The sequence below is a fragment of the Pedobacter agri PB92 genome, assembly GCF_000258495.1.
Lineage (GTDB): Bacteria > Bacteroidota > Bacteroidia > Sphingobacteriales > Sphingobacteriaceae > Pedobacter > Pedobacter agri.
The window spans coordinates 1-6,179 of sequence record NZ_AJLG01000234.1 but is presented as its reverse complement, the minus strand read 5'-3'; the positions used below and the strand labels follow the sequence as shown (position 1 = coordinate 6,179).

General features: G+C 39.7%; 7 protein-coding genes. 5 read left to right on the top strand and 2 right to left on the bottom strand.

Features of this window, described 5'->3' with window-relative positions; all coding sequences use genetic code 11:
* Nucleotides 1–151 precede the first annotated feature (151 nt).
* The 5 genes from ON09_RS21815 to ON09_RS21795 all read left to right on the top strand — a co-directional run bounded on the left by ON09_RS21815 (nucleotide 152) and on the right by ON09_RS21795 (nucleotide 3,399).
* A complete protein-coding gene (locus ON09_RS21815) occupies nucleotides 152–1,093 on the top strand; it encodes a sensor histidine kinase (protein WP_238533773.1) in 942 nt (313 codons plus the stop codon).
* Between the two features lie 4 nt (nucleotides 1,094–1,097).
* A complete protein-coding gene (locus ON09_RS21810; RefSeq protein ID WP_010603198.1) occupies nucleotides 1,098–1,847 on the top strand; it encodes a DUF72 domain-containing protein in 750 nt (249 codons plus the stop codon).
* Nucleotides 1,847–2,353: a DUF4385 family protein gene (locus tag ON09_RS21805; RefSeq protein ID WP_010603197.1), complete on the top strand. Its 507-nt coding sequence runs from the start codon at nucleotides 1,847–1,849 to the stop codon at nucleotides 2,351–2,353. The genes ON09_RS21810 and ON09_RS21805 overlap by 1 nt, the downstream gene beginning before the upstream one ends.
* A 114-nt stretch (nucleotides 2,354–2,467) precedes the next feature.
* Nucleotides 2,468–2,647, top strand: coding sequence for a hypothetical protein (locus tag ON09_RS21800; protein WP_029204554.1), 180 nt, complete (start codon nucleotides 2,468–2,470; stop codon nucleotides 2,645–2,647).
* Between the two features lie 131 nt (nucleotides 2,648–2,778).
* Nucleotides 2,779–3,399 carry a hypothetical protein gene (locus ON09_RS21795; protein WP_039843099.1) on the top strand — a complete coding sequence of 207 codons (621 nt, stop codon included), beginning with the start codon at nucleotides 2,779–2,781 and terminating at the stop codon, nucleotides 3,397–3,399.
* A gap of 510 nt (nucleotides 3,400–3,909) precedes the next feature.
* Here ON09_RS21795 and ON09_RS21785 read toward each other — a convergent pair.
* The gene (locus tag ON09_RS21785) at nucleotides 3,910–5,028 is read right to left on the bottom strand and encodes an amine oxidase (protein ID WP_238533772.1); all 1,119 of its coding nucleotides are present in this window, start codon (nucleotides 5,026–5,028) and stop codon (nucleotides 3,910–3,912) included.
* A 32-nt stretch (nucleotides 5,029–5,060) separates the two neighbouring features.
* Nucleotides 5,061–6,179, bottom strand: a 1,119-nt coding sequence (locus tag ON09_RS21780; RefSeq protein ID WP_010603193.1) for a glycosyltransferase family 1 protein, incomplete at its 5' end; no start/stop codon positions are given.

The window sequence follows — 6,179 nt, the reverse complement described above, 5'->3', positions numbered from 1 at the left end:
AACTAATAAACAATCAAATTAATGGCTGAGATTCGCAATGATATTTTTTTTAAGTATGGGATCGTCCGCTTTGGATGGTTATTTTATTTTTGACATTCAACGGTCTTCTTTCACGTATGTAAATGACGCATTTATCATCTTATTTAATTGTTTGGAAAATTCCATTGATATCAAACAATTATGGTCTGCAGTTCATGATGAGGATAAAGACCATTTACAAAGTTGTTACGAAGAATTGCTAGCAGATGGTGGAACAAAAAAATATGTTTTCCGGATATTATCGGTTGATGAAACTGTAAAATATCTGAAATGCAGCGCTTACTTTGATCAGGAGCATAATGAGATTTATGGAGTTCTGGATGATTTCACTACTGCACAAGAAAACAAAACACATATAGAACAAATCAACGGCCGTAAGAATGTTACGCTTGAAGTGCTCTCTCACGATCTTAAGGAACCATTAGGCATGATCAAAATGGCGGTATCATCAATGGAGAATAAAATTGGTAGAGTTGCCGAAGAAGAGTTTAAAGACTCCTTACAGTTTATTGCCGATGTCTGCGAGCGCAATTTGAAACTCATCAGAAGTATGGTTAACCATGAGTTTCTGAAATCATCAGTCGTAGCAATTAAGCGGGAACGGGTAGATTTGATTTGGGAACTCAAAGATGTTGTTCGTTTTTATAAACGTTCTCATCTACGAGAAATCAGGAACTTTACTTTTTCATCAGGTCAGGAGAAGATCTTTATGTTTCTTGATAGCATGAAGTTTATGCAGGTGGTCAATAACTTAATCTCAAACGCCATAAAATTTACATCGTTTGGCGGCAATATCGAGGTAAATGCCGAAGACCGGGGAGAAACTGTAGTGGTTTCGGTGAGTGATAACGGCATTGGGATTCCTGAAAAAATTAAAGAGAAACTTTTTCAAAATGAAAAATCAGTGCTTAGACAAGGACTTAATGGCGAAGAATCTGGTGGGTTAGGCATGAGTATTATAAAAGATATTGTCGATCTGCATCATGGAAGAATCTGGCTGGTGAGTGAACAGGGTATAGGCACAACATTTTATATTGAACTTCCAAAACAGTAACCTTATGGATAATTACTACACGGGCACCAGTGGCTTGCTGTTGCCGGTTCCGAATAAAGCATTTTATCCTGAAGAATACCAAAACCGATCGAGGCTGTGCTATTATGGTTCGCTTGTAAACAGCATCGAAATCAACAGTTCCTTTTATAAAATTCCTCAACCCTCAACTGTTAAAAAATGGAGAGCAGAAGTGCCGGAAAATTTTAGATTTACTTTTAAACTTTTTAAAGGGATTACACACCATCCTGGGTTAGCGTTTGACCCAAAGGAAATTGCCAGGTTTTTCGAGGTGATTAATGAGGCAGCTGACAAAAAAGGGTGTTTACTTGTTCAGTTTCCGCCGAGTGTGCGTATGACGCATTTCCCCCAGATACAGCAACTCATGGCCGAACTTCGGCGTTGCGACCCGCTGGAAGAATGGAAAATAGCCCTTGAATTTCGACATGCCTCTCTTTATGTAGAGGAGATTTCTGAATTGCTTACCGAATTTAAAATGGCATCAGTGATTCACGATAAGAGAAATGCCGCAAGTCCGATGCAGATGGATGAAGCTCCCTTTGTTTACCTGCGTTTTCATGGCCCCGGTGGCAATTACAAAGGCAGTTACACTGAAGCATTACTGGCTGAATATGCCAGCTATATTAAAGACTGGATGGATGAAGGTAAAGCCGTTTTTAGCTACTTTAACAATACTATGGGTGATGCCCATGCAAATTTAAAAACGTTGAACAAAATGGTGAAGGGAGCTTTGTAATGAGCAATCATACTGAAGATAAAAATCATAAAAAGCCATCCTATCTGGATTTCCAGATTTCAACTTATGCCTGGAAACCTGATATCGATTATAAAAAACATCCTGAACAATATAAGGTAGGGAAGGGTGAACAGGGTGTGCTAATCTGTGAGCCCTATAAATCAGAAATCGGCCCTTTGTGGCGTTTTAAAAACCCTGTAATTGCTCAGGAGAGTGCAGAAAAAATTTTCGAATTATTTAAAGGGTATTTATCAAAGAATGATTTTGTAGGCGCTGACCTTGCCAGGAAGTATTTACAAATGGGTTACACCCGGGCCCGGCGCTATGCAAATTATAAGGGTGGAAAAAAATACGACAAAGATAAAGATTATGCCCCGCTGGATCGCGGCACCGGAACCGACGAAAAAGCAGCGGCAGCGGCAATTTTTTATGGCTTCTGGAAGCGGGCACAAGGTTTTGAAGATTACCAGCAGAGAAAGCTGGAATGGAAAAAGCGACTGGGATAGTGTTTATTGTGGCTTTATCGTTGCATAGGTAAATGTTTTGATTTTTCATTTCGGAATGTTGAAACAAAGTGTTGGTAATAAGGCTTGTATAACTAACACCTAACCTTAAATGCTATGAAAAATATTAAATTTATCCTAAGCCTTGCAGCTGGCATCATCATTTTAGCCGGATGCTCCAATTATAATCCTGAAAAAGGTAATCATTATAAGGATATGGAAGATACCACAAAAACTAAAGATTCCATTCAGCCCGCTAAAAGAATGGATCCTGGTGATAGTGTAAAGAAATACTAACGACGAAATAGACCAGTTTCATCCGTATTCAACACTTAAGAACCGCGTATTTGTCAATGTTTAAAAGGGTACAAATCTCCTGAACAATTTTTGGAAACAACCTGTTTTTAATGAAAATAAAGCGCATTGAAATGGAAAGAGAAATTATTGGAAGAGATCATATTCCGGTACACCAAAGTGGTGGCGAAACTGATGCTATTGAGCGTGTAGCATGTGAAAGCTACATCCAGGCAATAGAATTGTATCAAATCGGAAAAAGCAGGCTCGCAGACGTTAACCGTTGGGGCGAGATGTCAAATATCCCTTTATCATCATTTAAGCTTTTTGATTCCAGCGGACGAAGTTGTGATAGGACGGTAGCCGAAGGAGACTATATTCGTATAGATATTCCCGGGCCAGGAACCAGCATTGGGAAGGGCTATGATTGGGTTCATGTAGAAGCAGTATTTTCAGAAGTTGATTTTGATGAAGATGTCTTTACGCTTCGGGTACGCCCATCGTCGCATCCGCTTGATCCGGAAGGGAAGACTGCTCATTTTCTAACATCAAAGGCAACATCAACCTTCCAGATAAAACGTGTTAAAAATGTGGTGTATGCAGAGGAACACGCCCGCAATGAATCGCCAAATATGGAAACCGGAAATGGATTAGATAATTTTCGCAATGCACTAGTCGGTACAGCCGCCAAAATCGGGCTTTCTTACCCGCAATGGAAAAGTTTAGTGAAAGGTTTATTAAAAGCAGAAGTGTAACAGCAATTGTTAATTTTAACATAGCAGGGATAAAATAACAGAAGCCTTCCATCTCTGAAAGGCTTCTTTAACAGATCTGTTAGGATCTGTAATTAATCTTCCTATCCTATCCAGGCATAGAATTCGTCCCGTGTTAAAATAATTGCTCCTATCTTAACATTACAAATGTAGGCTGGGCTTCAGTAAAAAACTATAGCCCTTTACTACCACGAATGAGTTAAAACCATGTTTAAATTTTCTTTTTTAGCTCTTGTTGATGAATTAATAAGATGATAAACATTGTTTTATATTCTACTATTTCCAAATTAATCTATTATCATGTTAGTTAATCAAAATTCTACGAGAGAACAACTAAACGCGGTCGAAGTGGGAGATGTTGTCAATGACGGAAAAGGAAATCAGGGAGAGGTTGCAAAAGTAGATATCTCTAAATTTCGGAAATTTATTCAATATATCTTTAGGATTAAAAATGATGGGAAAATTGAAATCACTAAATGATAAATCAATGATTTAAGTTGACTTGATATTTAACACTTTCATTGCAGCACTTATGGCATCAGCATAGGGTTGATAGAGAATTCTTGAAAAAGGGTTTTCAGCATCAGCATCCCATAATCCGGAGTGGTGCCAGTAATGCAAGTGATCCCAATCTGGCCGATCAATGATTGGATATAAACAGATACCTTTTAACGGCACCCCATACTGAAGCGCTTTAACACATTCGCGTGTAATCAGCTCAATCCAATTCGGGCGATGTTCTCCGGGGTGACTGGTTTCTGCAAGTACTATTGGTAAGCCGTAACGATGATAAGCTTCTACAAATAAAGAAGATAATCCTCGCCATCTCGGATCAGGATCATTGTTTGCCCAGGGAAGGCCTGAAAAATCGCTGGCTACCCATTGGTTGTTGTAGTAGAAATTAAAACCCATATAATCAATCAGGTCGTTTGAGCCTCCAAGTTCCGGACACATTTTTCCTGTGAGCATATCGGTAGCCTGGTATTGTACATCATGGCTTTCCTCGGCCTGTATAACCATTTCCATTGTTGCATCTAGTGCAGGCACGATATTAACAATAGGTTCGGTGGTCATTATTTTCGTACTCGGATCAATTTCCTTAAAAACCTTGATCGCCTGTATGTAAGTCCTCACGAGTGCATACTTCACATCCCAACCCATCCCACGGGCATAAGGCGTGGTGCTGGCGTGGTCGCCACCCAACCATGAAATAAATCCCACTTCATTAATTGGCGTAACAATTAGCGTTTCGCCAGGACAATAATCACGGTAAAAATAAGCAAAAGCACTGCAGACCCCTACAAACCGGTCCGTAAAATGGGGATGTAAAGGACTGAGGTCATCGGGATAGCCAAAATGGCAAACGTCCCAAATTTGCTGGATACCACCGATTCTGGCTGCGTCAATCATTTTCGCCACGGTGCCAAAATCATAGGTGTAAGGTTTCGGTTCCACGTGAGTCCACCGAATGCCTTCTCTTACGGTTGATATTCCTATTTCACTGATGCGTTTATAATCAGCTGATACATTGGTAATATGCCCGGTTTCAGTAAGCAAATCTACCCGGTTTCCATAGTGGTTAAGCTGGTCTGAACATTCAAAACCAGCCATCCAAAAGGTTTTAAATGGATGTTCATCTCCCATTAACTGGCCAGTAATTTATCGGTTTCAAATAAAGTCCAGTGCATTTTCTTTTTCATTTCCTCGAAAGTATTTTCCCAGGATTTATCTGATAAAAACACGTCAACTTTATTTTTCCATTCAACAGTATCGTTTTGGGCAATCGCATGTTCAATAGCACTGATAAACTCATCAGCATTTGATGCGATGCTCACCAGCTTTTCGATTCCGTAAGGTTTAACAACATCGCGGATAGGTGTAGAAACTACTCTTAAACCGGCTGCAAGATACTCTGGCGTTTTCGTTGGACTGATAAAGCGGGTAGAGTTGTTAATTGCAAAAGGAATCAAAGCAACATCCCAGCCTGAAAGATATGCAGGTAGGTCTTGATAATTTTTTTGACCTAAGTAATGAAGATTAGTTCCTGTTGGCAAACTTTCCATCGCTACTTTTACAACCGGCCCTAACAATACAATTTGCCATTCCGGTCGTTTTAACGCAATTTCCTCAATCAGCTTTGCATCAAAGCGTTCATCAATTACCCCTACAAAACCAAGTTTAAACCCTTTAATATTTGCCTGGTCAGCTGGTTCCTCATCTGCAGTGCGAGCCTTGCTAAAGTGCGTTTTATCAATACTACTTGGAAAAACGTGTATGTTATTATGCTGATCTTTTTTTGCTTCGTGTAGCGAATGTCCGCCGGTGAAAACAACATCTGCCGTTTTAAGTAACATTTTTTCCAGTAATACCAATTCTTTGGGTGCGAAATCAAAGGCAGAAAGTTCGTCCATGCAATCAAACACCGTTAATGCCGCAGTATGATGATCGGAAAATTGAAGTGCCATAGGGGTGTAGTACCAGAATATCCAGTCATTTAAATCTGTCTCTCCAATAAATTCCGTTAATAATTTTCGCATTAACAATTTTTCCAGCTCCTGATCTAAACCAAATGGAAGGTGCGGCGTAACAATGGTTAACTGCTCATGCCTGTTGTCTATCGCGAGATAACCAGTTTCTAGATTTTCAAAAATGGGCTCTTCCAGAATAAAAACATTCATTTCAGCAGCAAAACGGCTCATTAAATGCTGTGGACGTTGGAAAACGAAATCCCAGCGAAGGTGCGAAAAACATAGTGTGTACGT

Bases quoted from the DNA above. Each gene is read 5' to 3' on its own strand.
- ON09_RS21810 (WP_010603198.1), top strand. From the start codon at position 1,098: ATGGATAATTACTACACGGGCACCAGTGGCTTGCTGTTGCCGGTTCCG.
- ON09_RS21785 (WP_238533772.1), bottom strand. From the start codon at position 5,028: ATGGCTGGTTTTGAATGTTCAGACCAGCTTAACCACTATGGAAACCGG.
- ON09_RS21800 (WP_029204554.1), top strand. From the start codon at position 2,468: ATGAAAAATATTAAATTTATCCTAAGCCTTGCAGCTGGCATCATCATT.
- ON09_RS21805 (WP_010603197.1), top strand. From the start codon at position 1,847: ATGAGCAATCATACTGAAGATAAAAATCATAAAAAGCCATCCTATCTG.
- ON09_RS21795 (WP_039843099.1), top strand. From the start codon at position 2,779: ATGGAAAGAGAAATTATTGGAAGAGATCATATTCCGGTACACCAAAGT.